The organism is Limimaricola cinnabarinus, from assembly GCF_002723615.1.
In the GTDB taxonomy this organism is placed as follows: Bacteria; Pseudomonadota; Alphaproteobacteria; order Rhodobacterales; family Rhodobacteraceae; genus Limimaricola; species Limimaricola cinnabarinus_B.
Genome location: NZ_KZ304960.1, coordinates 62102 through 79632, shown reverse-complemented (window position 1 = coordinate 79632; position 17531 = coordinate 62102). Strand labels below are relative to the sequence as shown.

At 69.6% G+C, this 17531-nt stretch carries 17 protein-coding genes; 12 read left to right on the top strand and 5 right to left on the bottom strand.

The window, feature by feature from the left end:
- The first annotated feature begins 29 nt into the window (after positions 1 to 29).
- The 3 genes from CJ301_RS11135 to cobO are packed head-to-tail and all read left to right on the top strand — an operon-like array spanning position 30 to position 1781.
- Positions 30 to 380 carry a CidA/LrgA family protein gene (locus CJ301_RS11135; RefSeq protein WP_099277322.1) on the top strand — a complete coding sequence of 117 codons (351 nt, stop codon included), beginning with the start codon at positions 30 to 32 and terminating at the stop codon, positions 378 to 380.
- A complete protein-coding gene (locus tag CJ301_RS11130) occupies positions 377 to 1114 on the top strand; it encodes an LrgB family protein (protein ID WP_099277320.1) in 738 nt (245 codons plus the stop codon). Before CJ301_RS11135 ends, CJ301_RS11130 begins: the two co-directional genes overlap by 4 nt.
- Before the next feature lie 58 nt (positions 1115 to 1172).
- Positions 1173 to 1781 (top strand): cob(I)yrinic acid a,c-diamide adenosyltransferase, encoded by a 609-nt coding sequence (gene cobO / locus CJ301_RS11125; RefSeq protein ID WP_099277318.1) that lies wholly within the window; start codon positions 1173 to 1175, stop codon positions 1779 to 1781.
- An 18-nt stretch (positions 1782 to 1799) separates the two neighbouring features.
- Here the strand turns inward: cobO and CJ301_RS11120 are convergent, their stop codons facing one another.
- From CJ301_RS11120 to CJ301_RS11110, 3 genes are all read right to left on the bottom strand, one after another.
- Entirely contained in the window at positions 1800 to 3176 is a 1377-nt protein-coding gene (locus tag CJ301_RS11120; RefSeq protein WP_099277316.1) for an HWE histidine kinase domain-containing protein, read from the bottom strand.
- Between the two features lie 125 nt (positions 3177 to 3301).
- The gene (locus CJ301_RS11115) at positions 3302 to 4927 is read right to left on the bottom strand and encodes a thiamine pyrophosphate-binding protein (protein WP_099277314.1); all 1626 of its coding nucleotides are present in this window, start codon (positions 4925 to 4927) and stop codon (positions 3302 to 3304) included.
- Positions 4928 to 4986: 59 nt separating this feature from the next.
- The gene (locus CJ301_RS11110) at positions 4987 to 6033 is read right to left on the bottom strand and encodes an NAD(P)/FAD-dependent oxidoreductase (protein WP_099277312.1); all 1047 of its coding nucleotides are present in this window, start codon (positions 6031 to 6033) and stop codon (positions 4987 to 4989) included.
- Positions 6034 to 6081: 48 nt separating this feature from the next.
- On the opposite strand from CJ301_RS11110, the gene mnmD reads away from it, so the two are divergent.
- Together mnmD and CJ301_RS11100 are read left to right on the top strand one after the other, a co-directional pair.
- Positions 6082 to 6759: a tRNA (5-methylaminomethyl-2-thiouridine)(34)-methyltransferase MnmD gene (mnmD, locus tag CJ301_RS11105; RefSeq protein WP_099277311.1), complete on the top strand. Its 678-nt coding sequence runs from the start codon at positions 6082 to 6084 to the stop codon at positions 6757 to 6759.
- A complete protein-coding gene (locus tag CJ301_RS11100) occupies positions 6759 to 7625 on the top strand; it encodes a DMT family transporter (protein ID WP_099277309.1) in 867 nt (288 codons plus the stop codon). Before mnmD ends, CJ301_RS11100 begins: the two co-directional genes overlap by 1 nt.
- Before the next feature lies 1 nt (position 7626).
- On the opposite strand, the gene CJ301_RS11095 is transcribed toward CJ301_RS11100, so the two are convergent.
- Positions 7627 to 9666, bottom strand: a complete 2040-nt coding sequence (locus tag CJ301_RS11095) for a lytic transglycosylase domain-containing protein (RefSeq protein ID WP_254050136.1) — start codon at positions 9664 to 9666, stop codon at positions 7627 to 7629.
- Positions 9667 to 9885: 219 nt separating this feature from the next.
- On the opposite strand from CJ301_RS11095, the gene dapA reads away from it, so the two are divergent.
- The 7 genes from dapA (at position 9886) to CJ301_RS11060 (ending at position 16079) form a co-directional block, all read left to right on the top strand.
- A complete protein-coding gene (gene dapA, locus CJ301_RS11090) occupies positions 9886 to 10761 on the top strand; it encodes a 4-hydroxy-tetrahydrodipicolinate synthase (RefSeq protein WP_099277304.1) in 876 nt (291 codons plus the stop codon).
- A 103-nt stretch (positions 10762 to 10864) separates the two neighbouring features.
- Entirely contained in the window at positions 10865 to 11341 is a 477-nt protein-coding gene (gene smpB / locus CJ301_RS11085) for an SsrA-binding protein SmpB (protein ID WP_099277302.1), read from the top strand.
- 65 nt (positions 11342 to 11406) lie between these two features.
- The gene (sseA, locus tag CJ301_RS11080; RefSeq protein ID WP_099277300.1) at positions 11407 to 12288 is read left to right on the top strand and encodes a 3-mercaptopyruvate sulfurtransferase; all 882 of its coding nucleotides are present in this window, start codon (positions 11407 to 11409) and stop codon (positions 12286 to 12288) included.
- Positions 12289 to 12290: 2 nt separating this feature from the next.
- A complete protein-coding gene (locus CJ301_RS11075; protein WP_099277298.1) occupies positions 12291 to 13475 on the top strand; it encodes an aromatic amino acid transaminase in 1185 nt (394 codons plus the stop codon).
- A gap of 207 nt (positions 13476 to 13682) precedes the next feature.
- Positions 13683 to 14540 (top strand): hypothetical protein, encoded by an 858-nt coding sequence (locus CJ301_RS11070; RefSeq protein WP_099277296.1) that lies wholly within the window; start codon positions 13683 to 13685, stop codon positions 14538 to 14540.
- Positions 14537 to 14986, top strand: a complete 450-nt coding sequence (locus tag CJ301_RS11065; protein ID WP_099277294.1) for a phage holin family protein — start codon at positions 14537 to 14539, stop codon at positions 14984 to 14986. The genes CJ301_RS11070 and CJ301_RS11065 overlap by 4 nt, the downstream gene beginning before the upstream one ends.
- Positions 14979 to 16079: a DUF3618 domain-containing protein gene (locus tag CJ301_RS11060; protein WP_162620504.1), complete on the top strand. Its 1101-nt coding sequence runs from the start codon at positions 14979 to 14981 to the stop codon at positions 16077 to 16079. The genes CJ301_RS11065 and CJ301_RS11060 overlap by 8 nt, the downstream gene beginning before the upstream one ends.
- Positions 16080 to 16146: 67 nt before the next feature.
- Here CJ301_RS11060 and CJ301_RS11055 read toward each other — a convergent pair whose 3' ends face one another.
- A complete protein-coding gene (locus tag CJ301_RS11055) occupies positions 16147 to 17526 on the bottom strand; it encodes an ammonium transporter (RefSeq protein WP_099277290.1) in 1380 nt (459 codons plus the stop codon).
- Between the last annotated feature and the right edge of the window lie 5 nt (positions 17527 to 17531).

The window sequence follows — 17531 nt, the reverse complement described above, 5'->3', positions numbered from 1 at the left end:
TGAGGGTATCCCAAGCGACCGGAGGCCCCATGATCGTCAACCTCGTCGTCCTGCTCGCCTGCCAGCTGGCGGGCGAGGTCGCCGCACGCGGGCTCGGCCTGCCGGTGCCCGGCCCGGTGATCGGCATGGCGCTCTTGTTCGCGGCGCTGATCATGCGGCCTGCGCTGGCCGAACGGATCGCGCCGACGACATCGGCGCTGCTGGCGCATCTGTCGCTCCTGTTCGTGCCCGCGGGCGTCGGCGTGGTCGGTCATCTCGACACGCTGGGCCAGCATGGCGTGGCGCTGATCGCGGCGCTGCTGTTGTCGACCGTCGCCGCCATCATGGCGGGGGTCTATGTCTTTCTCCTCGTCGCCCGGCTGACGGGGGCCTCGGAATGAGCCCCGCCGACCCGGCCGAGATCTGGACCTATCTGCGGCAGGACCCGCTCTTGTGGCTCACCGCGACGCTGGTGGCCTATGCCTTGGGCGATCTTGCCTTTCGCCGTGCGGGCCGCAAGCCGCTCATCAACCCGGTTCTGGTCGCCGTGGCGCTGCTGGCGATGCTGCTGCGGCTCACCGGCACGCCCTATGAGCGCTACTTCGACGGCGCGCAATTCGTACATTTCATGCTCGGCCCGGCGACCGTGGCGCTGGCCGTGCCGCTTCATGCCAATCTGCGGCTGATCCGCTCGGCCTTCTGGCCGATGCTGGCCGCGCTCATCGCCGGGTCGGTGACGGCGCTGGTCTCGGCGGTGGCGATCGGCGCGGCCTTCGGCCTGACGGGCGAGACGCTGTTGTCGCTTGCGCCGAAATCGGTCACCGCGCCCGTGGCGCTCGGCGTGGCCGAGACGATCGGCGGCGCGCCCAACCTGACGGCGGTTCTGGTCATCATCACCGGCATCACCGGCGCCGTCGTCGCCACCCCGCTTCTGAACCTCCTGCGCATCCGCGACTGGCGCGCGCGCGGTCTCGCGGTCGGCGTCGCGGCGCATGGCATCGGCACGGCGCGCGCCTTTCAGGTCAACGAGACGGCGGGCGCCTTCGCGGGGATCGGCATGGGGCTCAACGCGCTGCTGACGGCGCTGATCGCGCCCTTGCTCGCGCCGTGGCTCGTGGCGCTTCTCGCCGGCTGACGGGTTGCGCGCGGACGTCCTTCGGCGCAGTCTGCCGCCTCGAACAAGGAGCCATGCCATGACCGACGACACCGACCGCCACGCGATGAAGATGGCCAAGAAGAAGGCCGCGCGCGACAAGATCATGGCCACCAAGACCGACGAGAAGGGGCTGATCATCGTCCATACCGGCAAGGGCAAGGGCAAGTCTTCGGCCGCCTTCGGGATGATCTTCCGCTGCATCGCCCACGAGATGCCCTGCGCGGTGGTGCAGTTCATCAAGGGCGGCATGTCGACCGGCGAGCGCGACCTGATCCTCGAGCGGTTCTCGGATGCCTGCCAGTTTCACACCATGGGCGAAGGCTTCACCTGGGAGACGCAGGACCGCTCGCGCGACACCGAGATGGCGCAGGCGGCCTGGGAAAAGGCAAAGGAGCTGATCCGCGATCCCGCCAACCGCATGGTGCTGCTCGACGAGATCAACATCGCGCTGCGCTACGAATATCTCGACATCAAGGAGGTGGTGGCCTTCCTGAAGGAGGAGAAGCCCGAGATGACCCATGTGGTGCTGACGGGCCGCAACGCGCATGAGGACCTGATCGAGGCCGCCGATCTCGTGACCGAGATGGAGCTCATCAAGCACCCCTTCCGCTCGGGCATCAAGGCGCAGGTCGGCGTCGAGTTCTGACGCCCCGGGGCGCGGCGCTCAGCCGCGCCGCTCGATCAGCCGCTTGAGCTCGGCGACGACCCTGTCCTCGCTCACCGGCTTGGAGAGGACCTGGCATTCGGGGAATTCCTGCTTGAGCTCCTCGCCATCGACATTGCCGGTCACGAACAGCAAGGGCACGCCCAGCGCATGGAGATCGCGCGCCAGCGGCAGGCTCGACTGGCTGCCCAGCCGCACGTCGAGCACCGCGGCATCGGGCCGGGTCGAGACCGCCTTTTGCGCATCGCCGAGCCGCGTATAGGGCCCCTCGACCAGCGCGCCCTGCTCGCCCAGCGCCATTTCCAGCGAAATCGCGATCAGGAACTCGTCCTCGACCACCATCACCCGCCGCCCTTCGAGCCGCGCCTCGCCGCGCGTGGCGCGTTCGCTCTCGGCGGCGTCATGCCCCACCGGCATCTCGATGGTGCAGATCACGCCGGTCTCGGCAAATTCGATGGACACCTCGCCCTCATCGGCGCGCAGGATCGAGCGCAGCAGCGTCGAGCCGAAGCCGGTGCGCTCGGGCGCTGAAACCTTCGGCCCGCCGGTTTCGCGCCAGACCACGCGGGCGCGGCCCGGCGCAAGGCGGCTCACCTCGATCGCAACGCGGCCGCTCTCGCCGCTCAGCGCGCCGTATTTGATCGCGTTGGTGGTCAGCTCGTAAAGCGCGAGAGACAGGCTCTCGGCGATCTTGGGCGCCAGCGTCGCGCCGGTCGCGCCGGTGATCATGAAACGGCCGGGCTCGGGCTGCAGGGGCGAAATGGCGCTGTCGATCACGTCCGAGACCCTGAGCGCGCTGTCGGAGAGCTGCACGGTCAGCGCATGGCTGCGCGACAGCGCCTCCATCCGGCCCAGGAGGCTCTGTTCGAGCTCGCGCACGCTGCCGGCCCGGCGCGCCGACATGCGCACCATGCCCTGCAGCACCGAGAGCATGTTGCGGGTGCGGTGGTTCAGCTCGGAGGTGACGAGACGCAGCCGCTCCTCGGCCTCCTTGCTTTCGGTGATGTCCATGACATGGCCGATGAGCCTGTCATGCCCGGTTTCGGCATCGTGCAGGAAGCGGCCATGCGCGCTGATCCAGCGCAGGGCGCCATCGGCCCGCAGGATCCGGCACTCGAAGGACCAGCCCTCCTTGGCCTCGAGCGCCGCGCCGTAGGCCGCATCGACATGGGCCCGGTCCTCGGGCACCACATGGGAGAGGAAATCGTCGTAGCTCCAGGACGGCAGCGCGGTCTCATAGCCGAAGATCTGGTCATGCCGCAGGCTGCGCCATGCCTGGCCCGTCGTCGTGTCGAGATCCCAGACGCCGATCTCCCCCACCGCCAGGACCAGCCTGAGATGGTCCGGGCCGCGTTCGAGTTCCGTAAGGTCTTCCATTCAGCCACCTGTCTTAGCAGCTTTACAACTATAGGTTCGAGCGGGGTCTTTGAACAGTGAGTCGGCGAACTTCACCACCATGTACGGCATCGTACTCCGCCCCGGGGCAGGCTTGAATGGGGATCTCAGGGCAAGGTCTGACCGGTCGACAGCGCCGCCGGATCGACCCTGAGTTCGATCACCGCGGCCCGGCCGCTCTGGCGGGCGCGCTCGAAGGCCGGGGCGAACTCCGCATCCCGCTCCACCACCTCGCCATGCCCGCCATAAGCCCGCGCCAGCGCCGCGAAATCGGGATTGGCGAGCTGGGTGCCCGACACCCGGCCGGGGTAGTGCCGCTCCTGGTGCATGCGGATCGTGCCGTAGCGGCCATTGTTGACGACGATGACGATCGGCGCGGCCCCGTGCTGCGCCGCCGTCGACATCTCGTTGAGCGTCATCTGGAAGCAGCCATCGCCCGCAAGGCAGACCACCGCGCGGTCGGGATGCGCCAATGCCGCCGAGATCGCCGCCGGAAAGCCGTAGCCCATGGAGCCCGAGGTCGGCGCGAGCTGGGTGCGAAAGCCCTTGAAGCGGAAATAGCGGTGCAGCCAGCCCGCGTAATTGCCCGCGCCATTGGTCAGGATCGCGTCCTCGGGCAGGGTCTCCGACAGCCAGCCGATCACCCGCTCCAGCTTGAGCGCGCCGGGCGTCTCCTGAGGCGCGAGCCAGCCTTCGTAATCCTCGTGCGCGGCCCGGGTCCAGCCCGACCATTCGGCGCCGCAGGGCGCGCATTCGGCCAATGCGGCGAGCATCGCGGGCGCGCGGGCCACCGCCGCCAGTTCGGGCCGCCAGACCCGGCCGATCTCGTCCGCGTCGGCATGGACATGGATCAGCGTCTTGTCATGGCCGGCAGGGTCGATGAGCGTGTAGCCCTGCGTCTCGATATCGCCCAGCCGCGAGCCGATCACGAGGAGCGCGTCCGCCGCCCGGACCCGCTCGGCGAGCTTGGGGTTCACGCCCACGTTCAGGTCGCCCGCGTAGTTCGGGTGCCGGTTGTCCATGTAGTCCTGCCGCCGGAAGCCCGCTGCCACGGGCAGGCCCTGCGCTTGGGCGAAGCGGGCGAGATCGGCGGCGGCCCCGGCCGACCAGTGCGGCCCGCCCACGACCACCAGCGGGCGCTCGGCGCGCGACAACCGCTCCATGATCCGCGCCGCCGTGTCCGACAGGTCGGGCGCGAGCCGTTCGGGCGCGGGCGCGAGGTCGCGCGCCTCCGCCAGCCGCGACAGCACGTCCTCGGGCAGCGCCAGCACCACCGGGCCGGGGCGGCCCGACATCGCCGTCTCGAAGGCGCGGCCGACATATTCGGGAATGCGCGCCGCATCGTCGATCTCGGCCACCCATTTGGCGAGGCCGCCGAACATGGCGCGGTAATCGACCTCCTGGAACGCCTCGCGGTCGCGGTCGCCGCGCGCGATCTGCCCGACGAAGAGCACCATCGGCGTGCTGTCCTGCCGCGCGACATGCACGCCCGCGGAGGCATTGGTCGCGCCCGGCCCGCGCGTGACGAAGGCGACGCCGGGGCGGCCCGAAAGCTTGCCCTGCGCTTCGGCCATCATCGCCGCCCCGCCCTCGTGGCGGCAGACGACATTGGCGATGGCGCTGTCATGCAACCCGTCGAGCACGGCGAGAAAGCTCTCTCCCGGCACCGAGAACACCCGCTCCACCCCGAGCCGCGCCAGCTGCTCCACCAGTATCGCCCCGCCATGCCGCATGAGAACCCCTCCCTTTCGAGGCCGGAGCATGGCCGCGCGGGCTGCGCCCCGCAAGCGGGCTAGAGGCTGATTTCGGGGCGGAATGCCTCCGGCACCCGGTCATGCCCCTCGAGCACCAGATCGGCCATCACCTCGCCCACCAGCGGCGCGAGGCCGAAGCCGATCTTGAAGCCGCCATTGGCGATCCAGGCGTTCTCGCGGAAGGGATGCGGCCCCAGCATCGGCGCGCGGCTCTTCGCGCGCGGGCGGACACCGGCCCAGCGCTCGACCACCTCCGCCCCCTCCAGCGCCGGGCAGAGCGCCCGCGCCGTCTCGATCAGCGCGTCGAGCTGCGCGTCCGTGGTGGCGCCATCCTCGTAATAGCGCTCCGAGGTGGAGCCGATGCCGACCGTGCCATCGGCATGGGGCACCGCATGCAGCCCGTCGGCGAAGATCTGCGGCATATCGGCGGCATCGAAGCCGCGCGGGCGCAAGAGCGCCGCCTGCCCCTTCACGCCGGTCCCGGCCAACCGGCCCGCCTGCGCCGAGATCTCCTCGAGCCCCGCCACGCCGGTGGCCCAGACCACCGGCCCCTCGGGCAGCCCCTCTCGCGCGATCTCGCCGCCCAGCGTTTCCAATGCTTGCGCGAGCGCCAGCGTCGCCCGGCGCGGATGCAGCCGCGCGGTAAGCGTGTCCTGCACCAGCCTGCCGCTCGGGCTCGCGGGCTCCCACGCGCCGCCTTGCGCCTCGATCACCCGCCATTCGGCCCGGCCCTGCCACAGATCGGCAGCACCTTGCGCCCGGTCCTCGGCCCGCGCCACCGCCGCCGCATCCGCGAGCGGCTGCAGCCGCCCGGTTCGCGCATAGCCCGGACCCGCGCCCGAAAGCCGCGCGATGTCGGCCCAGTAGTCTTCGGCCATGAGCAGCGCTTCGAGCTGGAACGCCTTCTTGGCGTTCCACTGCTCGGGCACATGCGGCGCCAGCGCGCCGACGATCCCACCCGAAGCGCCCGCGGCGGGGCCAGCGGGGTCGATCACCCGCACATGCGCGCCGCGCCGCGCGCAGGCCACCGCGACCGAAAGCCCCCAGGCTCCCGCCCCCATCACCGTCAGATCCGCGCTTGTCATCGCCAGCCGCCCCCGTCATCACGAGGGCGCAACCTAGGGCATGGGCAGATGGACGACCAGCGCGCGCAACTCGACTGGCGGGACGGCCATGTGCCGGTCTCGACCCGTTTCGACGATCCCTATTTCTCGATCCATGACGGGCTGGCCGAGACCCGGCACGTCTTTCTGGCGGGCAACGGCCTGCCCGAGCGTTTCGGCGGCGATTTCCACATCATGGAGACGGGCTTCGGCACGGGGCTCAACTTTCTCACCGCGTGGGAGGCATGGGAGGCGGCGGGCGCGCGGGGAACCCTGCGCTTCACCAGCTTCGAGGCCTTTCCCATGTCGCCCGAGGACACGGCCCGCGCGCTTGCCGCCTTTCCCGCGCTCGCCCCCCGCGCCGAGCGGCTCGTCGCGGCGCTCAAGGCGGGCCCCGGCCCGCACCGCTTCGACGATGCAGTGACGCTCGACATCGTGCAAGGCGACGCGCGCGAGACGCTGCCCGCGCATGCGGGCCTCGCCGATGCGTGGTTTCTCGACGGTTTCGCCCCGGCCAGGAACCCCGAGCTGTGGGGCGAGGCGCTGATGCGCGAGGTCGCGGCGCATACCGCGCCGGGCGGCACGCTGGCGAGCTACACGGCGGCGGGCCATGTGCGAAGGGCTTTGGCCGAGGCCGGTCTCGACGTGCGGCGCGCGCCGGGATACGGGCGCAAGCGACACATGACCCTCGCCGGAAAGCCCGACTGATGCGCAACGACAACCGGCTCGGCATCGCGCTGATGACGATCACCACCTTCGTCTTCGCCATGCAGGACGGCATCTCGCGCTATCTGGCCGAAAACTACAACGTCTTCATGGTGGTGATGGTCCGCTACTGGTTCTTTGCGGCCTTCGTCATCGCCATCGCGCGCCACCAGAAGGGCTCGGTTCGCGCCGCCGCCAGCACCACGCAGCCCTTGCTTCAGGGCCTGCGCGGCCTGCTTCTGGCGGGCGAGATCTGCGTCATGGTGATCGGCTTCGTGCATCTGGGGCTGGTCGAGAGCCATGCGATCTTCGCGGTCTACCCGCTCCTGATCGCGGCGCTGTCGGGGCCGGTGCTGGGCGAAAGCGTCGGCTGGCGGCGCTGGGCGGCGATCGGCATCGGCTTTGCCGGGGTTCTGGTGATCCTGCGCCCCGGCGTCGGCGTCTTCGCCCCCGCCGCGCTGTTCCCGCTGGCCGCGGCGATGATGTTCGCGCTGTACGGGCTGCTCACGCGCTATGCCGCGCGGCGCGATTCGGCAGCCACCAGCTTCTTCTGGACCGGCGTGACCGGCGCGGTGCTGATGACCGCGATCGGCCTGCCCAACTGGCAGATGCTCGTGGGATGGGACTGGGCGGTGCTGGCGCTGTTATGCGTGACCGGCGCGGGCGGGCATTTCCTGTTGATCAAGACCTACGAGGTGGCCGAGGCAGGCGCGGTGCAGCCCTTCGCCTATCTGCAGCTGCCCTTCGCCGCCTCACTGGGCATCCTCGCCTTCGGCGAGACCATCTCGGCCAATGTGGCGCTGGGGGCCGCGATCGTGGTGGGCGCGGGCGTCTTCACGCTGATCCGCACCCACCGCAAATCGGTCTAGATCACTCGACCGGGCGCTGCGGCGGCCGCATCCCGCCGATCGACATCGGCGCGAGGATCGACAGCGACATGGTCGAGGCGCGCCCCTCGGGCGTGATTTCCACCGCGGGCGGCACCGGGGCGGGCGAGGTTTCGGCCATGAGCGTGCCCGCCTCGCGCGCCTGCGGGCGCACATGCGGCGGCTTGCCGTTGAGCAGGTCGGTGAAGTTCACCGGCCCGGTCTCCCCGGTCAGCCGCGCGCGGTAGACCGGCAGCGATTCGCTCACCCGCATCACGTAGTTCCGCGTCTCGGTGAAGGGGATGTGCTCGATCCAGTCGACCACGTCGGCCTGACCGATGCGCGGATCGCCGCGCTCGGCCATCCATGTGCGCGGCCGCGAGGCGCCGGCGTTATAGCCGGCCGAGATCATCACCGGGCTCTGGCCGAAGGTTTCCTGCAGATAGGCGAGATAGCGCGTGCCGAGTTGGGCGTTGTAGCGCCAGTCGGTGGTCAGCTTGGCGCGCGAATAGGGCAGGCCCAGCCAGCCCGAAACCTCCTCGGCGGTGGCGGGCATCAGCTGCATCAGACCCAGCGCGCCGACCGGGCTGCCGACGCCGATGTTGAACTCGCTCTCGCGGCGCGCGATCGCCATCGCCAACTCGGGCGCGACCGGCATCTCGGTCTCGGCCAGCGCATGCAGCGGGAAGTAGATCTCGGGGATCACGATCTGCCGGTAGGCCGCGGCCTTGCCCAAAGTCAGCGCCAGATGCGTCTCGTCGCGCTCCATCAGCATCCGGCCGAGCTGCGCCAGCCCCTCGCGGTCGAGGGAGCGGCCCAGCGCGATGGTGAAACGCAGCGCGTCGCGATACTGCCCGGCATCGAGCAGGAAGGCGACGGCCTGGGTGCGGTCGTCTTCGAGGAACTTTCCCTGCCGCCAATCGGCCACCGGCTCATGGCCGGTCAGCGCCGGGTCGAGCGAAAGCCCGAGCTTCTCGGCCGAGAGCAGCCCGTAAAAGGCGGTCTGGTGCAGCGCCGCGCGGGCATAGTCGAGTGCGGCGGTGTCATAGGCGCCCAGCGCCTCGCGCGCCCGGCCCTGCCAATAGCCCGCGCGCGCCAGCGAGATCGGGCTTTCGACATCGCCTTCGAGGTTCTGGAAATGCTCCAGCGCCTTTTGCGGATCGTCGAGATAGGTCAGCGCCAGGTAGCCCGAGAGCCATTCGAGATCGGCGTAGAAGGTGCCTTCGGTCAGGAAGTGTTGGCTGGCGAGATCATAGGCGCGCTCGGGCTCGCCATTGCGCATCAGCCAGCGCGACAGCGTCGCGCGCCACGAGGCCCAGCGGAACGGATCGCCCAGGGCGTCTTCGGAGCCGGTATGACGCTCGATGATCTCCAATGCCTCGGAATAATCGCCCTTGTCGGCAAAGCGGTTGAACCGGGCATTGGCGATGCCGGGCCGGTCGCGCAGCGCCTCGGGCACCCGGCCCAGCGCCGCCGCGGCACCCTGGTCGCGGATCAGCGCCACGCGCGCCTCGGCGACCCGGCGCTCGGCATCGGAGAGCGTGTCGAACAGCCGCTGCGCATCGGTGATGCGCCAGCGCCAGAGCATCGCGTCGATGCGCTCGGCGTGATGCGGCGCGAGGATGTCGCCAAAGGCGTCCATCATCGCGGCATGGCCCGACCCGTCGAGCCCGAGCGTCAGCCAGGCCTCGACCAGCGCCTCGCGCGCCGCGTCGATCTTGCCTTGGGCCATCAGCGCCTCGGCGAGGCGCACGGCACCTTCGCCGGTCTCCGGGGCCGCATCGCCGAACCAGGCGATCACCTGTTCGGGCGGCAGACCCTTTGGCATGTCGCGTTCGCCCTCGGCGCGGATCTCTTCAAGGCGCGGCCAGTCGGGATGGGCCGCGACGAAGGAGACGTAGTCCTCCCAGTCCCCCTGCCCGGCCTGCAGCCTTTCCCAGGTCACCAGATCGAGCGCCACCTCGCCCAGCGGCGCGGCCAGGGCGCGCGCCTCGTCCCAGTCGCGGCGCTCGGCGGCGTCGAAGACCTCCTCGATGTCGGCCATGGCCGGCAAGGCCGGGGCACAGAATGCCAGGGCGGTGACAAGGGCAGTGGAAAATCGAATGTTTTTCGTCATGCTTGGCTGCTCCGGGATTTCCGTGTCTCTCGGCATGGATCGCCAACCTAAGGGTACATTGCCGCGGCGCAACTCACAAACTTGGCAAGCGGCGGAAAGCCGTCTAGGGTCCGCGCGATTTTACCCCCCGGACTCAGGACGTCAGACATGTTCAAGGGATCGCTCCCGGCCCTCGTCACCCCATTCGCAGATGGCCAGGTGGACCTCGAGACGCTGAAGAAACTGGTCGAATGGCACATTGCCGAGGGCAGCCATGGCCTCGTCCCCGTCGGCACCACCGGCGAAAGCCCGACCCTGACGCATGAGGAGCACGATCTCGTCGTCGAAACCGTGGTCAGGACGGCCGCGGGGCGCATCCCGGTGATCGCGGGCGCGGGTTCGAACAACACCGTGGAGACCGTGCGCCTCGTCGAGGCCGCCAAGGCGGCGGGGGCCGATGCCGCCCTCGTGGTCACGCCCTATTACAACAAGCCGACGCAGCGCGGGCTGGTGGCGCATTTCCACGCCGCCGCCGAATGCGGCCTGCCGATCGTGATCTACAACATTCCCGGCCGCTCGGTCGTCGACATGAGCCCGCAGACCATGGGCGAGCTGGCCAGGCACCCGATGATCGTCGGCGTCAAGGACGCGACCGGCGATCTGAGCCGAGTGCCCAAGCAGCGCATCCATTGCGGCCCCGACTTCCTGCAGCTCTCGGGCGAGGACGCGACCGCGCTGGGCTACAACGCCCATGGCGGCCGCGGCTGCATCTCGGTCACCGCCAATGTCGCGCCGAAGCTCTGCGCCGAATTCCAGGAAGCGACGCTGAAGGGCCGCTACGACACGGCGCTCGACCTGCTCGACCGGCTGATGCCGCTGCACGAGGCGATCTTCCTCGAGCCAGGCGTGGCGGGGGCGAAATACGCGATGAGCGTGCTCGGCCTGTGCCGCGACGAGGTGCGCTCGCCGCTGACGCCGCTGCTCGAAGGCACCCGCCTCGCGATCAAGGACGCGCTGCGCCATGCCGGGCTGATCGGGCACTGAGCCCGCAGCGCGGCGCCCGCGGCCGGCCGGGCTTGCGTATTTGAAGAAAGATGAACGGGGGGCGGCGCTGGACTTGGGCGCCGCGCGCCCCTAGATCGGGCGCATGGCCAAGAAAGAGCAGAACAAGAACTACAAGGTGATCGCCGAGAACCGTCGGGCGCGCTACGACTATGCGCTCGAGGATGATCTCGAATGCGGGATCATCCTGATGGGGTCGGAGGTCAAGAGCCTGCGCACCGGCCAGTCGAACATCGCCGAGAGCTATGCTTCGGTCGAGAATGGCGAGCTGTGGCTGACCAATGCCTACATCGCGCCCTATGATGCGGGCCGCACCTTCGGCCATGAGGAGCGGCGCAAGCGCAAGCTTCTGGTCAAGCAGAAGGAAATCGTGCGGCTGTGGAACGCCACCCAGCGCGAGGGCATGACCATCGTGCCGCTGGTGATGTATTTCAACGACCGCGGGCTGGTGAAGCTCAAGATCGCCACCGGCAAGGGCAAGAAGCACCACGACAAGCGCGCCACCGAGGCCAAGCGCGACTGGGGCCGCCAGAAGCAGCGGCTGCTGCGCTCGAACGTCTAGGCGGCTTGCACACGCCGCACCACGGGTCTACTCCTTCGCGCGACGGAACCGACCCGAGGGAACGCATGTCCGAGACCGCCGATGATCCCCGCACGCTCGTCTCGACCCGCTGGTTGGCCGAGCGGCTCAAGGACCCCGATCTGCGGATACTCGACGCTTCGTGGTACCTGCCCGACACCGGGCGCGACGGGCGGGCCGAATACGAGGCCGCGCATATCCCCGGCGCCCGCTTCTTCGACATCGACGAGATCTCGGACCATCGCAGCGGCCTGCCGCACATGGCGCCGCCGCCCGAGAAATTCGTCTCGCGTCTGCGCGCCATGGGCGTGGGCGACGGCCACCGCGTCGTGGTCTATGACGGCGCGGGGCTGTTTTCGGCCGCGCGCGTGCGCTGGCTGTTTCGACTGATGGGCTTCGACGAGGTCGCGGTGCTCGATGGCGGCCTGCCGAAATGGCGCGCCGAGGGCCGCCCGCTCACCGCCGAGCCCACGGTGCTGCGCGACCGGCACCTCACCGCGAGTCCGCGCCGCGACATGAGCGTGGACGCGACCGAAGTGGCCCGCGCGGTCAAGCTCGACAGCCATGTCATCGTCGATGCCCGCGCCCCCGCCCGCTTCGAGGGCGGCGCGCCCGAGCCGCGCGCGGGGCTCAGATCGGGCCATATCCCCGGCTCGCGCAACCTGTTCTTCCGCGACCTGCTGCGCCCCGACGGCACCTTGAAGGACGCGGCGGGCATCCGCGCGGCGTTCGAGGGCGCGGGCGTCGATCTCGACCGCCCCGTGATCACCACCTGCGGCTCCGGCGTGACGGCGGCGGTGCTGTCGCTGGCGCTCGAACGCATCGGAAAATCCGACCACCGGCTCTATGACGGCTCGTGGTCCGAATGGGGCATGTTCCCCGATCTGCCGGTCGAGACAGGCCCGGCCCAAGACAACCTCGAAGGATAGACATGTTCGAGCACCTGACCGACCAGCCGGCCGACAAGATCCTGGCCCTGATGAGCGCCTACAAGGCCGATCCGCGCGAGGCGAAGATCGATCTCGGCGTCGGCGTCTACAAGGACGCCCAAGGCCGCACCCCGATCATGCGCGCGGTCAAGGCCGCCGAGGCGCGGCTGCTCGAAAGCCAGGAGACCAAGAGCTACACCGCGCTGGCGGGCGATCCGGCCTTTGCCGACGCGATGATCGACCTCGTGCTCGCCGACACGCTGCCGCGCGACCGCGTCGCTGCCGTGGCGACGCCGGGCGGCACCGGCGCGGTGCGTCAGGCCTTCGAGATGATCGGCATGGCCTCGCCCGAGGCCACGATCTGGGTCTCCGACCCGACCTGGCCCAACCACCTGTCGATCCTCAAGCATCTCGACGCCAAGACCCGCTCCTACCGCTATTTCGACAGCGAGAGCCGCTCGGTCGACATGGCGGGCATGATGGAGGATCTCGCCGAGGCGAAGCCCGGCGACGTGGTGCTGCTGCATGGCTGCTGCCACAACCCGACCGGCGCCAACCCCACGCCCGAGCAGTGGGACGAGATCGCCGCCACGCTGAAAGCGCGCCATCTCGTGCCGATGATCGACCTTGCCTATCAGGGCTTCGGCGACGGGCTCGACGCCGATGCCGCGGCCACCCGGCTGATCGCCGGCGCGCTCGACGAGGTGATCATCGCGGCGAGCTGCTCCAAGAACTTCGGCATCTACCGCGAGCGCACCGGCATCCTGATGGCCGTGGGCCGCGACGTGCCGCAGACCCGCACGCTGCAGGGCACGCTGGCCTATCTCAACCGGCAGAACTACTCCTTCCCGCCCGATCACGGCGCCCGCGTCGTCTCGACCATCCTGACCGACGAGGCGCTGCGCGCCGACTGGCAGGCCGAGCTGGAGGAGGTCCGCATTGGCATGCTGCGGCTGCGCGAGGCGCTGGCCGCCGAGCTCAAGCGCCTGTCGAACTCGGACCGCTTCGATTTCCTCGCCCAGCATCGCGGCATGTTCTCGCGGCTTGGCGCGGCGCCTGAACAGGTCGCCCGGTTGCGCGACGATCACGGCATCTACATGGTCGGGGACAGCCGGATGAACATCGCCGGTCTCAACGACCGCTCCATTCCCGTTCTGGCCAAGGCGATCATCGACGTCGGCGTCTGAAACCACACGGGTTTCGACCTGCAAGCGCCGCCCCTCCGGGGGCGGCGTTTTGCGTTGCGACGCTGCGTCGATCACGGATTCGTGGCTGAATCGCGGCAATCCGGCCGATCGGGCGAAACTTTTGCTCCACCCCGGTGGTTCTGCCAGCGAAACGGGCCCGACGCCAGGCGTCGCGCAGGTCCGCTACAGCAAACCAAGGAGGTCGACATGGCCAGCACTGGCGAGACGATGGACCAAAAAGCGAAGCGGGCTGCCGCCGACGCCAAGAGCGGCGCATCCGAATTCGCCGACACCGCCCGCGAGCGGGCCCGCGAGATGGCGGGCGAGGCGCGCGAGCGCGCTTATGAATACGGCCGCGACTACAAGGACGAGGCCGCGAACGAGACCTCGAAGATCGCCGACGCGCTGCGCAAGGCGTCCGAGGACCTGCATGACGGCTCGCCGCAGGAGCGCATCTTCGCCAAGCTGGCCGACACGGTGGCCGACACCGCCGATGGCATGCGCGAGATGGAGCTCGACGAGATGGCCTATGCCGTCAACGACTTCGCCCGCCGCAACTCGGCCGCCTTCCTCGGCGGCGCGGCGCTTCTGGGCTTCGTCGCCGCGCGCTTCATGAAGGCCTCGGCCCGCCATGACGACTACCATCGCAGCGGCTCCTTCGGCTCGGGCGATTATGGCCGGGACGACCGCTACGCCCCCGACGTGACCCCGAACGACTACGACGAGGACGACCGCGTCTCGCGCCCGGTGCCGAGCTCCGACCCGGTGACCAGTGCCGCGCCGCGCCCCGCGCCCACCACCACGACCCAGCCCGCCGCGCGCCCCGCCACGGCCCCGGCCACCACCGGCGCGACGACCGGCGCCGCGGGCAGCACCGGCTCGGCCGGCAGCGCGGCGTCCGACATTTCGCGCGGGACCAGCACCACCGGCGGCACCGGCTCGATCAGCAGCGGCTCCTCCTCGACCGGCGGCAGCGATTCGGTCGGCGGCATCGACAAGCCCGACGACAAGCCCGAGATCCCCGGCGCACCCCAGCCCGGCACGACGGGGGCCGTGAAGAAATGACCCATACAGATCCGCATACCGATCCGCATCACGACCCCGCCCCCGGGACCACCACCCGGGTCGAAGGCAAGAGCACCGGCTCGCTGCTGTCCGAGGCGCTCAACCATGTGAGCGGTCTCGTGCGCAAGGAGGTCGACCTCGCCCGCGCCGAGATGTCGCGCGCGGTGGGCCGGGCCGGGATGGGCATCGGGCTCATCGTCGGCGCGGTGATCCTGAGCCTGACCGCGCTCAACGTGCTCGCCACCGCCTTCGTCGCATGGCTCGCGGAAACCGGCCTCGGGCCGGGGCTGTCCGCCCTCATCGTCGGCCTGGTGATCCTGGTGATCGCCGCGATCCTCGTGAAGGTCGGCATCAACCGCGTCAAAGCCGTGACCAATGCACCCAAGCGCAGCGCCGACAGCATCCGCAAGGACGCCGCTGCCGTCAAAGGAGCCATCAATGACTGACCAGACCCGTTCCCCCGAAGAGATCGAACGCGAGATCGCGACCGAACGCTCGGAACTGCAACGCACGATCGACGACCTGCAGGAGCGCCTGTCGCTCGACGGGATCATGCGCACGGTCACCGACAGCGTGAGCGACAACGCCTCCGACATCGGCCGCACCCTCTCGACCACGGTGCAGCGCAACCCGGTGCCGATCGCGCTGGTCGGCGCGGGCCTCGCCTGGCTCGCCGTCTCCAATGCCCGCGGCGATCACGACGAGCGCTATGCCGGCGAGGTCGATTACCGCGGCCAGCGCGACTATGCCCGTTCGGGCCGGCTTGGCGCCGACCCCTATCTGTCGCGCAAATACGGCACCGACAAGCTGGACGAGCCGCGCGGCCCGGTCCATGCGACGCCCGAGGATCACGGCGATTCGCCGTGGAACGAGCCGCGCTCGCGCGGCGGTGCGCTGAAGGACCGCATGCGCGGCAAGATGGGCGGCGCCAAGGGCAAGCTCGGCGAATACCGCGAGCGCGCCCGTGGCCGCGGCGCCTCCATGGGGGCCTCGGCCCGCAGCCTGCGCGACCGGATCTCGGATGGCACGCAAGGCATGTCCGAAGAGGGCAAGAAGCGCGTCATCGCCGCCCGGACCCGCGCCTACGAGGCGCAGGTGAAGGCCGAATACTATGCCCGCCAGGGCCGCGACAGCGCCAAGAGCATGTATGACCAGCAGCCGCTGCTGGGCGGCCTCCTGGCGATGGCCGCCGGTGCCGCCGTGGCCGCGATGCTGCCGCGCACCCAGCGCGAGGACGAGGCCTTCGGCGCCTATCGTGACCAGCTGATGGACGAGGCCTACCACGTCTATGAGGAAGAGCGCGCGCGGCTGACCGACGTGGCCAAGGCCACCGCCGAGGATGCCCGCGATCAGGCTCAGGGTCTCGCCCGCACCGTGCAGGACGACCTCAAGGACGCCGCGACCGACGTGCAGGGCCGGGCCCGCGAGGCCGCCGAGCATGTGGCCGACACCGCCAAGTCCGAAGCCCAGAAGAAGGATGTCGGCGCCACCGCGCAGGCCGAGGCCGACAAGGCCAAGGAAAAGACCGGCGGCAAGTGATCGCCCCGTCCTTCCATGCAAAAGGCGCCCCTCGGGGCGCCTTTTCTCTTTCCCGGACCGGCTCCGCTCAGCTCGGGGTGAAGTCCGGATAGGCCTCCATGCCCAGCTCGGCCATGTCGAGCCCCGAGACCTCGGTCTCCTCGTCGACCCGGATGCCCATCACCGCCTTCAGCACCAGCCAGGCCACGAGGCTGACCGCGAAGGTGAACAGGCCGACGATGACGATCGGGACGATCTGGCCCGCGAGGGTGGCGTCGGGGTTGGTGAACAGCACCGCGATGGTGCCCCAGATGCCGCAGAACAGGTGCACCGGGATCGCGCCGACCACGTCGTCGATCTTCATCCGGTCGAGCATCGGCACCGCGAAGACCACGATCACGCCGCCGACCATGCCGATCAGGGTCGCGCCGCCAAGCGTGGGGGTCAGCGGCTCGGCGGTGATCGAGACGAGGCCCGCCAGCGCGCCGTTGAGCACCATGGTCAGGTCGGGCTTCCTGTAGAGGATCTGGGTGAAGATCAGCGCCGCGATCGCGCCGCCCGCGGCGGCAGCATTGGTGTTGGCGAAGATCCGGCCGATATCGATCACGTCGCCCACCGTGCCCATCGCCAGCTGCGACGCGCCGTTGAAGCCGAACCAGCCCATCCACAGGATGAAGGTGCCGAGCGTGGCCAGCGTCAGGTTCGAGCCGGGCATCGGGATGGTGCGGCCATCCTTGTACTTGCCGATCCGGCTGCCCAGCACCAGAGCGCCCGCCAGCGCCGCCCAGCCGCCGACCGAATGCACCACCGTGGAGCCCGCGAAGTCGAGAAAGCCCCACTGGCTGTCGAGAAAGCCGCCGCCCCATTTCCAGCTCGCCTGGATCGGGTAGATCACGCCGGTGAGCAGGATGGTGAAGATCAGGAAGGGCCAGAGCTTGATCCGCTCGGCCAGCGTGCCCGAGACGATCGAGGCGGTGGTCGCGGCGAACATCAGCTGGAAGAAGAAATCGCTCGAGGTCGCGGCATAGCCGTAATCATCCGCCCCGTCGCGGCCCACGCCGACCGCTTCGAGCACGGCGACGCCGATGGCGCCGATGTAGCCGCCGGTCTCGTCCGAGCCGATCGACCAGTTGCCGAGCGGATACATCAGTTTGTAGCCGATCAGGTAATACATGAGCCCGGCGAAGGAGAAGAGCGACACGTTCTTGATGCATTGCATGGCGACGTTCTTGGAGCGCACGAGGCCCGCTTCGAGCATGGCGAAGCCCGCCGCCATCCAGAACACGAGAAAGCCGCCGATCAGGAACAGCAGCGAATTGAAGATGAAGGCGGTGTCGGTCGCGGCGGCGATGCCCGCCTCGAATGTCGCGGGCTCGGCGGCCTCTGCCGCCTCCTGCGCAAGGGTCGGACCGGCCATCAGGCAGGCGAGCGGCAAGAGCCCGGCGAGCGGGGTTTTCCAATGGGTCATGGGAT

Coding starts and splice junctions, on each gene's coding strand:
- CJ301_RS11135 (WP_099277322.1), top strand. CDS start 30: ATGATCGTCAACCTCGTCGTCCTGCTCGCCTGCCAGCTGGCGGGCGAG.
- CJ301_RS11130 (WP_099277320.1), top strand. CDS start 377: ATGAGCCCCGCCGACCCGGCCGAGATCTGGACCTATCTGCGGCAGGAC.
- cobO (WP_099277318.1), top strand. CDS start 1,173: ATGACCGACGACACCGACCGCCACGCGATGAAGATGGCCAAGAAGAAG.
- CJ301_RS11120 (WP_099277316.1), bottom strand. CDS start 3,176: ATGGAAGACCTTACGGAACTCGAACGCGGCCCGGACCATCTCAGGCTG.
- CJ301_RS11115 (WP_099277314.1), bottom strand. CDS start 4,927: ATGCGGCATGGCGGGGCGATACTGGTGGAGCAGCTGGCGCGGCTCGGG.
- CJ301_RS11110 (WP_099277312.1), bottom strand. CDS start 6,033: ATGACAAGCGCGGATCTGACGGTGATGGGGGCGGGAGCCTGGGGGCTT.
- mnmD (WP_099277311.1), top strand. CDS start 6,082: ATGGACGACCAGCGCGCGCAACTCGACTGGCGGGACGGCCATGTGCCG.
- CJ301_RS11100 (WP_099277309.1), top strand. CDS start 6,759: ATGCGCAACGACAACCGGCTCGGCATCGCGCTGATGACGATCACCACC.
- CJ301_RS11095 (WP_254050136.1), bottom strand. CDS start 9,666: ATGGCCGACATCGAGGAGGTCTTCGACGCCGCCGAGCGCCGCGACTGG.
- dapA (WP_099277304.1), top strand. CDS start 9,886: ATGTTCAAGGGATCGCTCCCGGCCCTCGTCACCCCATTCGCAGATGGC.
- smpB (WP_099277302.1), top strand. CDS start 10,865: ATGGCCAAGAAAGAGCAGAACAAGAACTACAAGGTGATCGCCGAGAAC.
- sseA (WP_099277300.1), top strand. CDS start 11,407: ATGTCCGAGACCGCCGATGATCCCCGCACGCTCGTCTCGACCCGCTGG.
- CJ301_RS11075 (WP_099277298.1), top strand. CDS start 12,291: ATGTTCGAGCACCTGACCGACCAGCCGGCCGACAAGATCCTGGCCCTG.
- CJ301_RS11070 (WP_099277296.1), top strand. CDS start 13,683: ATGGCCAGCACTGGCGAGACGATGGACCAAAAAGCGAAGCGGGCTGCC.
- CJ301_RS11065 (WP_099277294.1), top strand. CDS start 14,537: ATGACCCATACAGATCCGCATACCGATCCGCATCACGACCCCGCCCCC.
- CJ301_RS11060 (WP_162620504.1), top strand. CDS start 14,979: ATGACTGACCAGACCCGTTCCCCCGAAGAGATCGAACGCGAGATCGCG.
- CJ301_RS11055 (WP_099277290.1), bottom strand. CDS start 17,526: ATGACCCATTGGAAAACCCCGCTCGCCGGGCTCTTGCCGCTCGCCTGC.